This window comes from Paenibacillus sp. FSL R7-0179, from assembly GCF_038002265.1.
In the GTDB taxonomy this organism is placed as follows: Bacteria; Bacillota; Bacilli; order Paenibacillales; family Paenibacillaceae; genus Paenibacillus_AQ.
The window spans coordinates 105,792-123,419 of sequence record NZ_JBBOCC010000002.1 but is presented as its reverse complement, the minus strand read 5'-3'; the positions used below and the strand labels follow the sequence as shown (position 1 = coordinate 123,419).

General features: G+C 55.5%; 13 protein-coding genes. 5 read left to right on the top strand and 8 right to left on the bottom strand.

The window, feature by feature from the left end; all coding sequences use genetic code 11:
• Positions 1-31 precede the first annotated feature (31 nt).
• The 5 genes from MKX63_RS17340 to MKX63_RS17320 all read right to left on the bottom strand — a co-directional run bounded on the left by MKX63_RS17340 (position 32) and on the right by MKX63_RS17320 (position 10,596).
• Positions 32-667 (bottom strand): beta-mannanase, encoded by a 636-nt coding sequence (locus tag MKX63_RS17340; protein WP_341018855.1) that lies wholly within the window; start codon positions 665-667, stop codon positions 32-34.
• Between the two features lie 30 nt (positions 668-697).
• Positions 698-1,969, bottom strand: coding sequence for a vWA domain-containing protein (locus tag MKX63_RS17335; RefSeq protein ID WP_341018854.1), 1,272 nt, complete (start codon positions 1,967-1,969; stop codon positions 698-700).
• Between the two features lie 900 nt (positions 1,970-2,869).
• On the bottom strand, positions 2,870-5,296 hold the full coding sequence (locus MKX63_RS17330) for a transcription initiation factor TFIID (RefSeq protein WP_341018853.1): 2,427 nt from the start codon (positions 5,294-5,296) through the stop codon (positions 2,870-2,872).
• A gap of 4 nt (positions 5,297-5,300) precedes the next feature.
• Positions 5,301-8,690 (bottom strand): tubulin-like doman-containing protein, encoded by a 3,390-nt coding sequence (locus MKX63_RS17325; RefSeq protein ID WP_341018852.1) that lies wholly within the window; start codon positions 8,688-8,690, stop codon positions 5,301-5,303.
• An 85-nt stretch (positions 8,691-8,775) separates the two neighbouring features.
• Positions 8,776-10,596: a vWA domain-containing protein gene (locus MKX63_RS17320; RefSeq protein ID WP_341018851.1), complete on the bottom strand. Its 1,821-nt coding sequence runs from the start codon at positions 10,594-10,596 to the stop codon at positions 8,776-8,778.
• A 244-nt stretch (positions 10,597-10,840) separates the two neighbouring features.
• Here MKX63_RS17320 and MKX63_RS17315 point away from each other — a divergent pair, with 244 nt between their 5' ends.
• From MKX63_RS17315 to MKX63_RS17305, 3 genes are read left to right on the top strand one after another with little or no spacing between them, the layout of a single operon-like run.
• Positions 10,841-10,993, top strand: coding sequence for a hypothetical protein (locus tag MKX63_RS17315; RefSeq protein ID WP_155991665.1), 153 nt, complete (start codon positions 10,841-10,843; stop codon positions 10,991-10,993).
• Positions 10,986-11,909, top strand: a complete 924-nt coding sequence (locus tag MKX63_RS17310) for a hypothetical protein (RefSeq protein WP_341018850.1) — start codon at positions 10,986-10,988, stop codon at positions 11,907-11,909. The genes MKX63_RS17315 and MKX63_RS17310 overlap by 8 nt, the downstream gene beginning before the upstream one ends.
• Positions 11,910-11,965: 56 nt before the next feature.
• Positions 11,966-13,768, top strand: coding sequence for a hypothetical protein (locus MKX63_RS17305; protein ID WP_341018848.1), 1,803 nt, complete (start codon positions 11,966-11,968; stop codon positions 13,766-13,768).
• Positions 13,769-14,275: 507 nt separating this feature from the next.
• Here the strand turns inward: MKX63_RS17305 and MKX63_RS17300 are convergent.
• Positions 14,276-14,608, bottom strand: coding sequence for a hypothetical protein (locus tag MKX63_RS17300; protein WP_341018847.1), 333 nt, complete (start codon positions 14,606-14,608; stop codon positions 14,276-14,278).
• A gap of 181 nt (positions 14,609-14,789) precedes the next feature.
• Between MKX63_RS17300 and MKX63_RS17295 the strand changes: the two genes are divergently transcribed.
• The gene (locus MKX63_RS17295) at positions 14,790-15,593 is read left to right on the top strand and encodes a hypothetical protein (RefSeq protein ID WP_341018846.1); all 804 of its coding nucleotides are present in this window, start codon (positions 14,790-14,792) and stop codon (positions 15,591-15,593) included.
• 101 nt (positions 15,594-15,694) lie between these two features.
• Here the strand turns inward: MKX63_RS17295 and MKX63_RS17290 are convergent, their stop codons facing one another.
• Entirely contained in the window at positions 15,695-16,249 is a 555-nt protein-coding gene (locus tag MKX63_RS17290) for a 3-dehydroquinate synthase family protein (protein ID WP_341018845.1), read from the bottom strand.
• 40 nt (positions 16,250-16,289) lie between these two features.
• Positions 16,290-16,547: a hypothetical protein gene (locus MKX63_RS17285; protein ID WP_341018844.1), complete on the bottom strand. Its 258-nt coding sequence runs from the start codon at positions 16,545-16,547 to the stop codon at positions 16,290-16,292.
• A 154-nt stretch (positions 16,548-16,701) separates the two neighbouring features.
• Between MKX63_RS17285 and MKX63_RS17280 the strand changes: the two genes are divergently transcribed.
• On the top strand, positions 16,702-17,403 hold the full coding sequence (locus MKX63_RS17280; RefSeq protein WP_341018843.1) for a class I SAM-dependent methyltransferase: 702 nt from the start codon (positions 16,702-16,704) through the stop codon (positions 17,401-17,403).
• Positions 17,404-17,628 lie beyond the last annotated feature (225 nt).

Below are 17,628 nucleotides of genomic sequence, written 5' to 3'. Positions count from 1 at the left end.
GTTGTTTCAGCACCCGGTATGCTGCTCCCGCTCACTCGGGAACAAGCTCATAATACGTCCCGTATTTTGGCCCGTCGGTGAAAAAAATACGGATGAAGTCGTCCTTGCCGACCTCAATCGGCGGGAGCTGGTTGCGCCCGGGAGCGAAGTCCTGGACGAACGGGAACCTTGCACCGTCCTCCTTGGAGGATGGATGCGCATCCCGCTTTTTGACATAGCAGAGCACTTCCTTTGGTACCGGCACCTCGGCAGTAATCGTCATCTGCACGGTTTTCAGCTTGCTGAACAACCCTTTTTTGTGCTGGAACGCATAGTAGATCCTCGCTTTGCCCGCGCTGACGAGCGCCCGGTTCCCGCCATCCTGCTGACGGACCAGCAGCGTCTCCCCATTCTCACTGAGCCGCACATAAATGGTGTAAGCCACCATTCCGATCTCGTCCAGCCGGTCCCGGTACCCGTTATTCGCTTTGTATTCTTCACGCGTGTAGAGCTTCATGCCCGGAGGCGGATGCTCATGACTGTCCGGCGCCTCCGCAGAGGCCTTATGAATATATACCGCCTGTACACCGTCCGGCCAGCGCCAGCGCAGCGTACAGAACCGGTCCTCTACTCTGGATACAACTTCGGTAATCACCGGTGCTCCAGCGTCTGCCTCGGCGTACTTCATGGCAACCTGCCCCTTTCCCTGCATCTGGCTTTAGAACCCTTTACTGCCGCGGTTACGGCGGGGTGAATGAATACTGTCCACAGGCGCATTAGCAGCCCCCGCAGCTCTTCCCCGGCGCGACAAGCGCCCTTCCCCTACAGGTACGATATATGTGAACAAGGTGAGAATAGCCGCCAGAACGAGCAGCGCCAGCAACCGGGTTATAGGGTCCCAGAGCGTGTCGCCGTTCAGGCCGGATTCGAGGATCAGCCCCGCCACAAGTCCCGAGACCGCGCCCCCGATACTGAAGCTCCGGGCCAGATGCCGGTTATCGAACACAATGCCAAGGCCCAGCCCCAGCGACGTACCGAGCAGCATCAAGGCCAGCACACGCACCACAGCATAATAAGGGCTGTCCGCGGTCTGGTCGCTGCGTTCAGTCAGCAGTGTGCGGTCCCCCAGACGGTCATAAATCTGCTGGAATACGTCGCCAAGCCGGTTCGCATCGGCCACATCATAATACTGTCCGCCGGTACCGCTGGCGATATTCTGGAGCAGATTTGCGCCGGACGGATCGTCCAGGGCCAGCCCGATTGTATTCACTTTGATTCCCCGCGCCACATAGTCTGTCAGCTCCGTAGAGGTATTGAACTGGCTGACACCGTCGGATAAAAGAATAACCATCGCTCCGCGGTCCGCGCCGTCTTCATGAATCACCTTCATCGCTTCAGCCAACGCGCCGCTGATATTCGTACCGCCTTCGGTTGTCTTCAGGCTGCTGATTACCTCCATCACCTTCTCGCGGTTCGCCGCTTTGGAGAGCGGGAGCAGCGGCTGGACCACGGAAGCTTCATTGCTGAAGGTGACTACCGCGACTTTGTTGTCTTTTTTGAGCTGCTGCACCAGATTCTTGGCCGCCGCGTAGCGCCTGTCTGACGGGTCGCTCTGCGACATGCTGCCGGAATCATCGATCACCATGACGACATTCTTCACCGGCTTGCTGCCGCCGAAGTTCAGCTCGTACACGAACTCGGTCAGCGTACCCACGCCGAGCAGCAGCACGACCATGAGCGGGAACATTTTCCACGAGGTGCCCAGGTAACGCAGCTTCCAGGATTGTCCGTTCAGCCTTGGCGAGATCGTCTCTGCGACCAGAGCGCCTATTCCGACACATAAAGCCACGATAGCAAAATAAATGCCGACCAGCACCATCTGAGGTAAATCATACGGCCTGCGGTCCAGCAGCAGCTCACCAAGCACAAACGCTACACCCGCGCCGAGCAGACTGAACAGCAGCAGGAGCAGATTGATTTTTCGCTGCATTGCATTTCATCCTTTCCGGGAAAAGCTTGATCATCACACGCTTCCCCATTCCATTCTATTGCACATCCGGCAGTGGAATGAATGAGAATTGTCCTATGAAGCCTGTTAGTGTAGGCACGCACCCACATCCGGGACCCGGAGCATGGGCATTATTATGGTAAGCTTTCGGATCTCCGGCCGCCTCATGACTCAGGTGCATTAGTGCTCCTCAATTGGTGGTTTTGCACACTTTCGGCGTAATCAGGGGCACTAATGCTCCTCATTTGGCAGTTCGGCATACTTTCGGTGAAATCAGGGGCATTATTACTGACACTCGCCAGCATCAGAGGGATTTATCCCTCTCATTCCCGCCATCCAGCCCATTTCCGCCAGCATCAGAGGGATTTATCCCTCTCATTCCCGCCATCCAGCCCACTTCAGCCAGCATCAGAGGGATTTATCCCTCTCATTCCCGCCATCCAGCCCATTTCTGCCAGCATCAGAGGGATTTATCCCTCTCATTCCCGCCATCCAGCCCACTTCAGCCAGCATCAGAGGGATTTATCCCTCTCATTTCACCATCTGGCTCACTTTCACCAGCATCAGAGGGATTTATCCCTCTCGTTCCCGCCATCCAGCCCATTTTGCCAGCATCAGAGGGATTTATCCCTCTCATTCCCGCCATTCAGCCCACTTCAGCCAGCATCAGAGGGATTTATCCCTCTCATTTCACCATCTGGCTCACTTTCACCAGCATCCGGTCAGCTGCCGAACTCACGCGGACTATTGACCCTACTGCTATGGTAGCCATAACACAAATAATAGTTTGTCATAGCACTCCGCTCATCAGCACATACCATCTCCGCTCATCAGCACTCATCCCGTCTCCGCTCATCAGCACTCATCGCATCTAAATGCCACTCATCTCATCTCCGGCAGCTGCTCCTCTTCCATACCGTGGAGCTGGTATCCGTTGCCGGCATATGTCTCGTAATAGACCTTGCCGTTGCGGTAGTAGAGCAGGTCTTCCAGGTGGAAGCCGCCCATCAGGTTCAGCTTCTCCACGCCGCTGCGGCGCTGCTCATGCACGAAGCCGAGCCGGTAGATGCGGGTGGTCTCGTCGGCGCTGAAGGCATAGCGCAGGAATTCGGAGGAGCTGTCGCCGAAGAAGTACTTCTCTTCGTGACGGTGCTCCTGCGTATACTCGAACAGGCGGACATTCATCGCCGCCTCCTCCTCCAGACTGCGGTAGAGCTGCTTGAACAGCTCCTCCTTGGAGACGATATCCCGGTTCTCGTAAGCTGCTGCAACATTGGCACGCCGCAGCAGCTCCTCCTCGAACGGAAGCTTGAACGGCCCCGCCGTAAGCAGCTCCCGGCGGCACAGCTCGATCAGCCGCTCGGCAACAGCCTGGCCGCCTCCGTGCACCAGCAGCCCGGAGAGGCTGCCCATGAACCGCTCACTGAAGAAGATCCCTGCACCGCGCCGGGTCTCGATATCCTTCATCACCTCGTCCGTCACACTGCGGTAATACTCCATGATGTTCTGATCCACTGTCTCTTTGCTGCGGCCGATGCTGGCGAGGGCTACGCCATGCAGCTCCTCCTCCAATGCGTCCATCGCCGCCACCTTCGTTCTGCTGTCTGCGTGCAGCTGCTCCAGTGCAGCGTCATAGCGGAGACAGAGTGCCAGCTCGCTCTCCAGCAGCAGAATCTCATACTTCTTGCCGTAGACGGACTCGAACAGGTAGTGAATGAAATTGCGCACCGTCCGCTTATCCAGCAGCGGCACCCGCTGGAACGGCTGGCGCTCCACGCTCTCCGCGTAGAGCCGCTCCAGCTCCTCCTGGGCGGAGAGCAGCGCGGAGCGCAGCCCGCCCATATGCTGGCGCAAGGCCTGCAGCACGCTGCCCCCCTCACCTGTCTTCTCACTGGTCCATTCCGCCAGCTGGTAGAAGGTGACCGGGGAAGCTCCTGCCTCCTCGGCAGCCAGCACTCCGGCCCATTCCCGGGCCGGATCAATCCCGGCAGCCCTGCGAGCAGACACCTCCGCAAAATTACTGCGGAAGTACGCCTGCGCCCCTTCCCCGAACAGCAGCTCCTCAGCCTCGCGCAGCGAGAGCATCCGAAGCTGTGAATAGGAGGGACGCCCGTGGCTCATCAGCCCGGTCATCTCGGCGAGAGCGGACTGCTCCGGCAGCAATTCCGCCGCGCGGTCCCGCAGGGTATCCGCTCCAAGGCCAAGCATCGCCTGCCGCTCCTTAAGACTCCGGGGTTGGCCTGCACGCAGCCGCCCGGACAGATAATGCAGCGCATGGTACAGCACCGCCAGCGCAATCTGGCGGTTCGGCCGCCGCACCGCCGAGAAGCCGGCAGACGCGTAGCCTTGTCTGCCTGTGCTGCCGCGAATGCCGCTTTTGAACGTCATATTATTGTAGCCGCCGTGACCGGAGGCCTGATCGGCCGCAGGCCGGACCCGGTTCTTGAGCAGGCTGATGTGGGCGATAATCTCGTAATTGTCGTCCATGCCATGAACCGACATCAGTCCGCGCTCGTTCTTGTCGGAGAGCAGATAGACCAGATCGAACAGCGGAGCAGGGCCATGCGTCACGGGAATGGACAGCCCCTCCTCTGTCACCAGCAGCGGAGCGCTTAAGGTATAATCCGCCGCCTGCATCCCGTCCAGCTCACGCAGACAAGCCAGTCCGACCGAGCTGGAATAGCCGAAGTTATCCCCCTGCTCCCGTTCGTTAATCAGCGCGTACAGATCAATCTGCACCGATTTGAACGATTGGCTAAGAATGGCGCGGGCCAGCAGCACGATCTGCGGCAACAGCACATTCTGCGGATCATCGACCCGTGTAATAACAGACAGATGGATGACGTCAAAAGAAGAATACAGCCGTCCGTAATCCGCTATACTGTTGCTTAATTGACGCAGCGTCCGGTTCATTCCGGCCAAATACTGGCTATCCTCATGAAACTCGCGGTACAGCTCATGCCGGACCGTACGCGGATCACGCCCTGCCGTATCCGGCAGGGTCATGTGCATCACGCGTTCATGGACGCTGCTGTTTCCGCTGCCGATCCGCCCCCTGACTCCCTCCTTCTCCTGCGTACTGCCGCTGCCGTTGTGCGAACCGGCATGCAGCGCCATCACGCCGCCCGCATTGTCCCATTTGCGCTGGCAGCGTTCCAGCACAGGGCCGATCGCCTGGGTCACTTTATCGCCCAGGAACAGGAACAGCGCAGGGTAATGGATACTGCTGCGCCCATCCCCCTTATTATGCTGTGCTTCCTCCTGGGCAGCGTATTGCTCAGCATATTGTAAGGCCTGATCTCTGATCATAGGCCTACTTCAGCTTTCTGCGGATGCTGCCAAGCTTGCCGGTCAGGCTCTTGTAGAAGCCGTACATTTCATCTCCGTTGGCATGCTCTACCCGCTCATATTCCAGAGCGTCACGCGCTTCCAGGAACGAGACATACATCCCTTCCAGCTTATACAGCAGCGGAGTTACATCTTCGGCTGCGGTCATTTCTCCGGCCCGGCGCGCTGCCTTGCGGAGCAGAACACTGCGGCTTTTCTCATCCAGCTCGCGGAAATGGCGGTAGACGGCATACTCTACATAGCTGCGTTCCTTCATCAGATTGGCGAACGGCTCCCAGGCATCCTCGTCCTCGTCACGGTCATAGACATAGAGCGCGCCTTTTTTGGTGATGGTATCGGTGTACAGTGCTTCGATGAACTGGTCCAGCCATTTGTCTTCATCCAGATGCTGATGCACCAGCGCTTCCAGCTCCTTGGATTTGGCCGACAGCGCATCGTACTTAGCCAGTTCCTCGCGGACACGGGCAATCAGCTGCGGGGAACGGATCAGGTTCTCCTGGGCCAGCTCCAGATTGATGCTGCCGAAGATGTCCTTCACCGCTTCGCGTTCAAGACCGCTGGTCATGAGCGCTTTGAGCTCTTCCGCCGCCTTGCGCACTTCACCCAGATTCGGACGCGGTGCATCCAGCTGCAGATCATAAGCGCCCAGCAGCTTGCCCAGATCCAGCGGCTTCGTGAAGATCACGGAGAAGCGGCTGCTCGTGTTCTCGTCCACACCCTTCTCAATAATCACACCGGACGCAAGCGCCCGGCCGAAATCTGCACGCACTCTGGCATTGTACTCACGGACCCGCGGATTCGCATACGTATCGCCCCAGGACTTCTCCGGGATCGGCGAAGGCAGATAGGTCCAGTTGTCCTTGTCGGTCATCACCAGATGGCGGCCGATGCCTTCCTTGTCGAGAATCGTCCGCTCGTAGTTCTCCTCGTACACCCGCAGCGGCGTATAGACGAACAGCGGCACCCCGTTGCGTGTATTCAGCCAGAAAATCCGGTTCTTGACCTCGCTCTCCTTGATCGTGAACTGTGATTTGCCGAGTGCATTATTCTGATAATTCCGCACACCCTTCAGAATCCCCGGCGCCTTCACCGGCACAGAGACGAAGCCCCAGGACGGGAAGTGCAGACTGCCAGAGCTATTGCTCAGGTGGAAAATCGGCACCGCATCCTCATCCAGACGTCCGGCTATAATCCGCTCCACGAACTTATCCAGCGGCTCCTCGCGCCCGTATTTCATCACCAGGAAGTCTTCCATCGAACGGGTAATCAGATCCCCGAACTTGTCGCTGAGGAACTCGGAGATGGAGCGGACAATATCAATCTCCTGCTCTCTTACCCAGCGCCCGGAATGCTTCAGCATCTCACGTGTGAAGTCACGGATCAGGTCATCCCCGTCCTTCTGGTCCATGATCTTGGAGATGGTCGCCGAGATATCCGGCACGTTGACGATATTCCAGTAGTAGGTTTTGTTGCCCTTGTGGTCTGCCTGCTCTTCGCCGTTAATCAGAATATCGCCGTTCTTCTCGAAGATCGAGCTGAGCGCGGTCAGAATCTCGGTGAACACACCGTAGATGCGGCTGTTCTCTTCATTCAGCAGCTCATACAGATCCTCATAGAACTGGATCATCTGCTCGGTGCGCTCCACATCGGCGTGCAGCCAGTATTCATTGATTTTGGCTTCAATATAGGCGTTCTTCTTCTTCTCTTTGGACACAAAAGCGCTCCGCGCATCGCCCAGCTTATCCTCTGCACTCTCCTGTGCGGTCTCAATATCACGCGGCAGGCGCAAGAGACTCTCGCGCAGCGCTTCAATATAAGACTGGATCAGCTTCAGGATACAGAAGCCCTTCTCGGTGTACAGCAGCCGTGACACATAGAACGGCCCTTGCTCGGGATGCAGGAAGATGCGCTCCAGTTCCTCGCCGAACCGTCCGGCAATCTCGCCCGGAAGCTGCTTCTTGGATTTGATATATTCCTCACGGGCACGGGCCAGGAAGTTCTGCTCCAGCTCCGTATCCATGCTGACGACCTGATTCTTGACCACATTCGCATGGCTGAGGCGCTCGCTGTTCTGATAGCCCGGCAGCGGCTCCGGCACACGGGACTCGAACGTCTTGATCATCGTATCGAGATCGATGCCGAGCTTACGCGCCATCTTCTCCACATCCTCCTGGTTCGGGGCGTGATGGAACATCTTGTCCATTTTGTCGAAGAGACGGTAGGCCAGGTAGGTTGTCATTTCCTCAATCGGCAGCACCGCCGAGGATGCTCCAATAATGTTGTATTCATAGTTGGCAGGATAGGTCTTGTTCATCTGGGCAATGTTCGTGCGGATGTTGCTGATATAGTCATGGATGGCGAACTCCTCGCCGGAGGCCTTCTCTTCACTGGCCATGAAGTTCGTGATATTCTCAGCCGTCACGTTCATGCAGTAATCGTAGGCGTTCTCCAGCAGCTTGCCTTCCGTATTCGTTGCGGAGATGAGATGACAGAGATTGAACGGCGGCAGCGGCGAGTTGACGCTCAGAATATTGCCGTACTTCTGACGGAACCGTTCACCCCGGCTGTCCACGTTCATCCAGTAGTCCAGTTCTTTGAGCGCGGCATAGCCGTTCTTGCGGATATACTCGCGGGTATGCTCGCTGAGGCTCTTGTTCGCCAGATTGACGTCCGGTGTGAACAGATAGCCCAGCGTATTCACGCGGTCAATGCCCGCTGCGCCATAGTCACGTTCAATAATACCGCGCACGATGTAGGCGATATCCAGGAACGCCCCGCTGCCGGTTCCGCCGGACAGACCGGTGAGCAGGAAGACCATAAGCTTCTTGCTGGTGCCGACAGACAGCGTCTTGATCTTCTTGTCGATGGCGGCAACCACCTGATTGATCTTCGTGAACAGCAGCAGGCGTCCGGCCTGGCGCACCCCGGCGGCTCCGTTCATACCGTCTGTGATGCTCAGCTCCGGCGACAGCCAGTCTGTAATGTAAGAATCCAGGATGCTGCGGTTCTGCAGCAGGCCGCCGATCTCGGCATTGGCCAGCAGCACGAATTCATTCTGCGGGTCGAGGCCGATGCCCTTGTATTTTTTGCCGCGGTCCTGTTCATTGGTCTCGAACGCCAGGAATTCCACGTTATCGGGCTTATCCCGCTTCTTCTTGGACAACGGATCTTCAGGCAGCTTGAAGCGGCGGTTAATCTGGTATTTGAGCCGCAGCAGGGCATCGATGCCCGTGCCGCCAAGCCCGATAATGAGGATCGGGTTGTCGATGGTATCCACTCTGATCTTGTCGCTGACGATCCCTCCGCCAAGCGATACATCCAGCTGTTGAATATGTTCTCTTACTACCGGTTTCATAGGTTCTCCCCCAAAAGTCATGATAGCCTATGCATCCCGAAGCACTTCGCATATTCGCTTCGGGAGCATACACTTAGCCTGCTTATCAGATCAAATATTCCAAAGAAATCGTCTTGTCTACCGTCTGCAGAGTGACCGTTACCCGGTCCCCGTTCTTCATCTCCAGGCCCCGTGAGGTATCAGCAGCACGCCCCGAGCGTTCCACCGAGATCCCTTCGCCTCCGCGCAGCAGGAGCCGGTCGTGGGTTCCCGGGGTGAAGACCAGCTTTTCGCTCTCCTTAAGCTCAGGAGCAAGCTGCAGGAGCTGGTGCAGAGTGAACTTGCCGCGGAAGGCGGCGAGCTTCTTGTACTGCGGATAGGTCTTCTCTCCGGTGTTGCCGTCCACCACTTCCACTACCAGTTGTCCGACGAACCCCCGGTTAGCCTTACTGCGCAGCAGCCAGAATGCAGCAGCCGCCGCCAGCAGCAGCACAATGCCGCCGATGATATAGTACAGCGTGTTCGAGGTCTCTTCAGCGGCTGGCTCTTCACCCGCAGGAGTGCCTGCTGACGGCGGGGTGGTCGCCACTGTTCCCGTCTTGGCATTGATGGTCAGCACATCGCTCTCCCGGTAGAAGCTGCTCTCTTCGGCCCGGACCTTCAGCTCGTATTCATGATTATCCTTGATTTCAAAAGCACCCTTGAACTCGGCACCCGAGTTATCCAGCGGAATCTCCTGCACCTGGCCGGTGTCCTTATCTGTAGCCAGCAATACGGCCTTCATCTCTTGATACAGGCTGCTCTCTGTTACCTCTGCTCCATTGCTGAACAGATGCGAGGAGATATCCACCGTGTCTCCTTTGCCGTAAGACTTGGCTGGCAGAGCATCCAGCTTCAGCTCCAGATCGTAGTTGAACACCAGATTAATGTCGATTTTGTCCTTCGGCACGCCCTTGACCTGGAGCTTCCAGTCCCCCTGCTCCGGCGCGAGCAGCTTGATCAGGGTGTAGGTGGACGACTTCGACAGCAGCACCTTATCCGAGGGAATAGCAACTTCCTTGCCGGAAGGATCGCTCAGCTTCGCCGTCACCGGCTTCGAGGACATAATGGAAATGTTCGCTTCCAGCACGCTGCTGTTCGGCACGTTCACCGTTACGTCCTGATAGTCACCGTTCGCCGTAATGGACGGCACCGGCACCACCTTCAGCTTCAAGTGGCTGGCAAAAATCTCGCTGAGAATCTGCGGCAGATCATCGGCAGAATTCGTGGTAAACGCCTTGCCGCCTGTCTCGGTGGACAGCCCGGCCAGAATATTCTTGTTCAGCTTGCCGTCCGCATTCAGTCCTATGGTATATACGGGATACCCCTTCTGCTTGGCAGCCTCTACTGCCGCCTTCAGCTCCTTGTCGGAATCAGACTGCTTCCGGCCGCTGGCTTCATTGAGGTCATTGTTGCCGTCCGCCAGCATGACGATCATCGGCTCATGGCCGGGATCGCTGCCGTTCTCCAGCACCTTCACCGCTTCTTCCATACCGACCGCCAGGTCCGTGTAGGGTCCGCGGCTAAGCCCGTCGATGAAATTCTTCAGATCCTCCTTGTCGCCGGCGGATTTAATGCCGAGCAGCGCCTTCTCGCGCTGCACCGTATCGGTGTAGGCCACAATGCCTACCTTATCGCCTTGGGTGGACAGCATATCTATGAACATCTTCATCGCTTCATTGGCTATCTTGTTCTTGTCGCTCTTGTTCATCGAGTTGCTGACATCGATCAGCAGCACAGCGTCAATATGTGAGGGTGCGGCTGAAGCCGCGCTGGCTCGCGAAGCAGCATATGGGGATACAGTGATGCATAAGATCATGAGCAATACAGGCAATATGCGCTGCAGTCTATTCTTGGCCTTGCTGAAATCACGTTCGTTACGAAGCATAAATAGGGCTCCTCTTGTGTGAAATTAGGCGGATATGGCAGATCCGTAACGCATAGCTAAATTCTGTCAATAGCATGCCATTATGATATAATTAAACCTTGTAAACTTCAACATAGTGACCGCTGGACCGGCACTTCCGCTAGTGACAATCGCCATCCTGAGCCGGATAGACTATTCTAAGTATACGCCGCATTCCTGAATATTTGATTAAAAGACCGTAACCAGAGCAGAAAGGAAGAGTTCCATGATTACATACGCCATACTCGGGATAACGTTTCTCTATGCTGTGATTCAGATCATTCTATATGCTTCCCGCCAGCGGAAGCCGCTCACCCGTGAGGATATCGACGAGCGCCTGCTGGCTGCATTGAACGGAGGAGATACGGCCCGTGAGTAAAAAGAAACCGGTGATCTTCCGTCCCTTCAAGGCTCCCCGTTATGCCTTCGAGAAGCTGCGTATCTGCCGCCGCTGCCACCGTTACACCGCGCTGGGCGAGGAACGCTGCACCCACTGCGGCCGTGCCTCGCTGGCTCCGGTAGAGAAGTATGCAGCTTCCTTAGCCGGGCGCAGGGTACAGACCCGGCTGCTCGTTATTCTCCTGCTGACCCTGGCCGGAATCTATTTCGGACAGAATCTGCAGCAGATGGTACTATGCGGCGCAGGCGGTCTCGTATTAGCCGGACTGGTCTACTATACGCAGCGAAAAGTACGGCAGAACGAAAATCTGTATGCGCTGAACAAACTGCTTGGCCGTAATATCTATAGCATCAAGGAGGATCTGGAGCTGAACCGCCAGGAAGCCGTGACGGTACTGCGCGAGAATGATGTGCTCGCTTATGAGAAGCTGCGCGAGATCTCCGTGCTGCTGCGCGGAGACCGGATCTCCCGCCAGCGCGTCGCCCTGCTGCACGGCTTCCAGCTGCGCAAGGACATGACGCTGGAGCTGGAGCAGCTGCTATTGAAGGACTTCGAGCCGCTGCTGGCTGAATATATCGGCGAGATCGCCAGGGTCCGGCCCGAGCTGATCAAAGACCGCACCCTGCGCTATGTCAAGAATTACGAGGTGCAGATTCTCGAAATGGATGAGGGCCTGATTATTATGACCGCCGTTGCCAGTGCTGCAGTCCGCATGAAGCGGTACGCACTGCTCTACTCCGGCATGATCGGCCGCTATGTGCAGGAGCTGCCCAAGGACCGGTTTCTGCGCTTATCCAGACTGATTGCCGCGAACCCTTATGAGCCGTGGAACGGCCTGGATGCCAAGGTGGAGGAGATCCGTGAGCTTAAGTACCGCTGGGACCCTGAAGTGTAAGGTTAGAAGCTGACTGCCGCTCTAAACCTTATCTATCAATAAAGGGGCTATATTATATGACGATTATACGGGCTATAACCCTGCGGAATATTATGATTATTCTGTGTATTTTGATGCTGCTCCCTCTGGGGCAGAAGGCGCTGGGGATTAAGCATAAGCTTCAGGATGTAAAGGAAGCCGGAGAACTGTACGCTGCCGGGAAGCTGATCGCTGCCGAGAGCCGGTACCGCCAAGCAGCGGCCAACCATGCGATCCTATATAAAGAAGAAGAAATTACGGCAAGACTGGCAAAGCTGGCTCCCATCACGGGCATCCGCAGCAGTCTAAGCAGACTATCCTTAACGCTTGCGGACCAGCTGACGGTGAAGGATTTCACAGGGATGATGGAGAGCTATGCCTCCCTGCTCAGCCTGAAGAGCAAGTATATGACGCCGGGCGGTCCCTATGAAGCCTATTATCGCCAGCTCTCGGCGGATTCAGGCGTCTCAGACAAGATGACCGCCGGGTTCCGGCAGTTCAAGGATGAGTATCTGGCCGGACTCGCCGCTGGTTCGTCTAAGGGGTCAGATTCGGGGACGGATAGCAACAGTACGGACAATCTTAAATGGAGCCTGCTGCAAATTCCGGCAGACTATTACGGGGGAGCCGCCGCCAAGGATAAGCTGCTCGCGGCGAGCTTTAAGGCCCATGATACCGCGAGGCTCAAGGCTCTGGCCGCAGCCGGAAGCTTCGGACCTATGCTGGAGAGCGCCCTCTCTATGGAAGAAGCTTATATGAATCATAGTTATACTGCGCCCTGGCTTAACAAGCAGGTTCAGGAGAGCGCTTCGCTCATCCTGAATAAGGATCTGGATGGTGACCACACCGCGGCGTTCGCCGGACATGCCGCCCGCTACCGCAGCTATGCGGCATCTGCCGGCATCACCAGCTCCAAGGTGCTGAAGCTGATCGACAGCAGCATCGCCCGGCTGCTCCGCGAGGGCACGCGCCATGTGCGCGGCGGCCGGTATGCCGATGCCATCAGGCTCTATGCGGAGCTGGCCCCGGTACAGGATACCTCCAAGGAGACCGCTGCCGCAACGCTAGCCTGGAACCTGGCCGAGCCGGTACGGCTGCTGCCGGGCGGCGAAGTACAGGGCAGCTACACGCTGACGGCCTCTGTCACCGGGCGTTATGGGACCAAGGTGGCCGTAGCCGGAGTAGACGCCGGCGGCAGGCTGGTCTACGCCGAGATGAGCGGGGACGGCACGGTCTCCACCCGGACCGGGGAGGTGATCCCAGGTTCGGGGCTGCTGAGCGCTCTTTCTTTTGACGAAGCATTATCTGCTTACTCCGAAGCTCCCGTAGTTGTAGCTAACAGCGGTGAGACTGACGGACGCAGTACCTTCACAGGCTATGCCATCCGGCCGGAAGGAATCTCCCTGCTGTTCAGCTTCACAGGCAGCAGCTATGAGCTAATAGCGGAGGATGGCTCCATCCGCGTAATGAACACGAATCTGGCTGATGGTGTCGCCGATAGGACCGCTATTTTCCGGCAGGTAAACGGGGTATATGAATTCTCGGAACTCTATCAGGAGTTCACTTACACCCCTATTGATGCTACACAGCTTGAGCTGTTCCCTTATGAGAAAGTGATGCTGTCCTGCGATATCTCTATCGACTCTGCCGGAAGAGCAGTCGCCCGTTCGAACGGCCGCTATCTGCTGCTTCAGGGCGAGGTAAGCCAACTTACCGGACTCACCGCAGTGAGCGGCCAGTTCGAGAATGGATACGGCACGGTGGAGACGGAGCTTGGCGAGGAGTCTGTGCCTGTGTTTGTGGTCGATTCGATGGGGAGCTTAAGCCTGACGCCGCCTTGATATGCGGAATACGGAGATTACAGGTTGCTGAGGAACGGCCGCGTTGTCATCGCCGGGTGCTGCACCGTTCCTGAGTGGCATCAGGATTGGTGTGGGAGAGCGGTGTGGGATGATGTGCGATGTGCGATATGTGGAATGAAGTTGCGGTGCGGTAGTGTGATTGTAGTATGTTGGCGGCCCGGCTGGATGCTCCGCGGACGATGGGGACGCTATTTGGTCAAAAAGGCAACTTTTCTGCCCGCTGCGGACTGTGAGGCCGTTAAAGGGCGCAATGATGCTGAAAATGAGGCGATACACGTTAGTTAAGGGCCTCTGAGTCCGGGTAGGTAGCCGGAATAGAGCAAATAGCCCAAATAAAGGCCCTCCTGTCCGCATGGACCTGTACATCAAAACGGCACATCAAAATGGAAAACCAAAAACGCAAGAGTCACACGGTACGGATACCGCCCTGACTCTTGCGTTTTCTTTTGGCGCGTGGAATATGTCCCCGTACAAGTGAGGGATAGATTATAAACGGCGGGCCTTGGTGGTTTGCGGCTTTCTTTTGCGGCTGAACAGTCTTAGATATCGCTTCCTCTTGTACAGCACCTCCGCCGATGCGCTCAGCGTCTCCTTCACCTCGCCGAGTACCGTCTGGGTCTCCTTGACCGACTGCTTCATCCGCCCAAGCTCTGACTTTACCCCGTCCGATCTCTGCTTCGCTTCATCCAGCGTCTCCTGCATATTCGCTTTAAACTCCTCGACCGGCGCCTTCAGCCCGTCCACCGACTGCTTCACTCCATCCAGTGACTGCTTCAGGCCATCGATGCTGTTCTTGAATTCCTTCAGCGGGTTCCCCATGATCGTCCCTCCTCCTAAGCTCTCATTCTCTATATTACCCAGAATGGAGGAGGCGGGATTCAGTTCACCTGAAACTCTACATTGTTAAGGGGGGCAGCCAAAGGAAGCATGTTCCAAATATTGAAAGATTAATGGTCACGATGATACTATATAACATAATTAGATGAATGGGAGGGAAATCATGGACGCTAAAGCGAAAAAAATATTAAACAAAACGTTTTGGTCTGCGCAGGGCTGGAAGCCTGCCGGGACAAGACTGCCTTTTGCCGGAGAAGAGTTTGAATATGCTAAAAGCAAAGGGGTCATGTTCGATCCTGTAACGATGACGCATGATGAGTGTGTGGCGAGAATCCGTTATTTGCTGGAGCATGTGGTTACGAAGGACAGGGTAGCTGCTGCCTTTTTACATAGCCTATCCACAAGAGAAGTACATCTGAGAAGCGGGTTATCCAGCTATGCATTAACCAGCCATCTTCCCCGGCATCAATATAGTGACAAGCTTCTGGAGCGTGCCAGCTACAGCCATTGCTTCTATTGTAACGAGCATAAATTAATGACTCATGAGGAATGGAATAATGAGGATATTAATATTTTGAATTTTGAACGGGTAAAATGGGGGGGTGTCCGCTTAAATTGGCTCCTCTATTGCTGGATGGATCTCGAACTGCTAGCGAAGGAGGAACCGGTAGTGGTGACCTCTGAGGATGTTCAGATCCTCAAAAATTTACTGGCAGAGGTGGATGCCTGCGCTGAGACGGATTCCGCACGTAAATTAGAGAAGCGCTGGAAGGATGTATTATCCTCCAACCAGTATGAACGGGATGTTATGATGGAGATATGGGGTTTTGCAGGTATATTAGCTTCTGAAGAACGGCTTGGACCTGAACGCGGCAGAGGAACGGACTTCGTATCCGTAGATTCATGGCTTGGCATAGACCGTTATGCGAAAGAGAAGGTAGAGTATTATTTTGGAGCTTATTTATAGCAACGAGAATGGAATGGGCCAACTCAACTTTCGCAGAGTGAAAATCGGGTCGGCCCGTGTTCATTGTGGACGATTCTATGTGTGAACAAAATCGGGAGTGATTAATGGATTGCGCGTAACTCTTCCAGCAGTTCCATCACCTCTGACTCCTCTACCGGAACGGAAAACGAACCGTCCTCAAAACGCTTCATCGCCCCGATGCCGTCCTGGAAGACAAAGCGGATGCGGCCGCTGCGCACTTTTTTGTCCGTGTACATCTTATCCAGAAGCGCCCGGTTGGTAATGTCCTCAGGAATCTCTGTTGGCAGACCTGCCTTCTTCAGCAGAGCCGCTATACGATCAGCCTCTTCCTCCGTCATATATCCGTACTTCGCCCCCAGTCTCGCCTGGATGACAAGCCCCACAGCAATGGCTTCGCCGTGAAGCAATCGATAACCGCTTAGCGCCTCAAGCGCCCGTCCTGCGGTATGCCCCAGATTCAGAATCTGCCGCAGATTACTTTCGTGCTCATCCTGCTCTACCACCTCATATTTGATCCGGCAATTCGTCAGCGCGATATGCTCACACACTCCGGCATCCAGAATTAGCTCCCCTTCTTCCGTAATGATTCTGTCCATATTCGCTTCGAGATAGCTGAAGAACTGCTCATCGCTCATACAGGCGTGCTTGATGGTCTCGGCCAGACCGCTTCTGAATTCACGGGCCGGTAGAGCTCTCCCCTGCCGGAAAAGAGAATAAGTCCGCCTGAAATCCCTCACGCCGCAGCAGCTCCAGTAAAGGACAGCCATATAACGGCTCCACCGTGGAGTCTGTAATGATAGCATATTTACTGGCTCCACTTACAAGACCCTGATGCAAATCGCTGATTAGGGAACTAAACAGATGCTCACCGATTTCAATAGAGTAAGAGTGATCGACTACTTTTTGGAGTGTTACTTCAAAGGTCTTGGACACGGGAATTGCCCCCTTTCTTCTATTAACTCTGCAACCAACCGCACAGAACATATTTCCGGAATATTATAACATAATTTAGGAGGGTTACTGTCTGGATTGTCTCAGGGTTACATCGGGTGTACCGCATAATGATAGGAAGGGAGACTGTGAGAGCATGTCGAACGAAACGATTTATAGCCATGAGGACACACTGAGGATGCTGGACTCTTTTTTCCGGGAGGAGGGGGAATGGTGGGATGGGTTCTATGCGGACAAGGAGAAGGACATTCCTTTTTTCCGGGATTGTCCCGATGAGAATCTGGTGGAATCCTTCAGCAGCGGAGTGCTCACCTCGGCCCGGGTGCTTGAGCTAGGCTGCGGAGGCGGCAGAAATGCAGTGTACATGGCCCGTCAGGGCTGTAAGGTAGACGCTGTGGATATTTCACAGGCAGCGGTCGATTGGGGAATGGAGCGTGCGGGGGCACACCAGGTAGAGGTGAATTTCACTTGCGGGAATATCTTTGACCTGGAACTGGCGCCCGGGAGCTATGACCTCATCTATGACAGCGGATGCTTCCATCACATCTATCCCCACCGCAGAGCCACCTATCTGGAACTGCTGGACAGGGCGCTTATGCCCGGCGGTCATTTCGGCTTAACCTGCTTCGCAGCAGGCTCCATGGGTGCAGAGATTACCGATTGGGAGGTGTACCGTCAGCGGCGGATGAGAGGAGGATTGGGGTTCACGGAGGAACAGCTCCAGACATTCTTCGGCCGTTACGAGAATATCCGGTTCCGGAGGATGCGCCAGACGGAGCAGAGTGAGAACCTGTTCGGTGAAGCTTTTCTGTGGACGGCCTTGTTCCGCAAAAGATAACTAGCTCCTTACTCCCGCAGCAATCATACGTATGATGTAGACGCTTGAATGGAAGCAACTGTATTTTGTACATTAGAATGCTGTAAAAGGGTCTTCGAAATAGAATCTATTGTATTCGTTACAATTGAATTTAGAATATAGGCCTCCTTTCGCCCAAAATGCCACATTCCACTGTACGAAATACATTAGAACCTCATTTTACAGTCAAATATGAGTTTTCTATTG

What these genes read in the sequence shown, in the direction of transcription:
- MKX63_RS17340 (WP_341018855.1), bottom strand. Translation starts at nt 667, where the DNA reads ATGAAGTACGCCGAGGCAGACGCTGGAGCACCGGTGATTACCGAAGTT.
- MKX63_RS17335 (WP_341018854.1), bottom strand. Translation starts at nt 1,969, where the DNA reads ATGCAGCGAAAAATCAATCTGCTCCTGCTGCTGTTCAGTCTGCTCGGC.
- MKX63_RS17330 (WP_341018853.1), bottom strand. Translation starts at nt 5,296, where the DNA reads ATGATCAGAGATCAGGCCTTACAATATGCTGAGCAATACGCTGCCCAG.
- MKX63_RS17325 (WP_341018852.1), bottom strand. Translation starts at nt 8,690, where the DNA reads ATGAAACCGGTAGTAAGAGAACATATTCAACAGCTGGATGTATCGCTT.
- MKX63_RS17320 (WP_341018851.1), bottom strand. Translation starts at nt 10,596, where the DNA reads ATGCTTCGTAACGAACGTGATTTCAGCAAGGCCAAGAATAGACTGCAG.
- MKX63_RS17315 (WP_155991665.1), top strand. Translation starts at nt 10,841, where the DNA reads ATGATTACATACGCCATACTCGGGATAACGTTTCTCTATGCTGTGATT.
- MKX63_RS17305 (WP_341018848.1), top strand. Translation starts at nt 11,966, where the DNA reads ATGACGATTATACGGGCTATAACCCTGCGGAATATTATGATTATTCTG.
- MKX63_RS17300 (WP_341018847.1), bottom strand. Translation starts at nt 14,608, where the DNA reads ATGGGGAACCCGCTGAAGGAATTCAAGAACAGCATCGATGGCCTGAAG.
- MKX63_RS17295 (WP_341018846.1), top strand. Translation starts at nt 14,790, where the DNA reads ATGGACGCTAAAGCGAAAAAAATATTAAACAAAACGTTTTGGTCTGCG.
- MKX63_RS17290 (WP_341018845.1), bottom strand. Translation starts at nt 16,249, where the DNA reads ATGAGCGATGAGCAGTTCTTCAGCTATCTCGAAGCGAATATGGACAGA.
- MKX63_RS17280 (WP_341018843.1), top strand. Translation starts at nt 16,702, where the DNA reads ATGTCGAACGAAACGATTTATAGCCATGAGGACACACTGAGGATGCTG.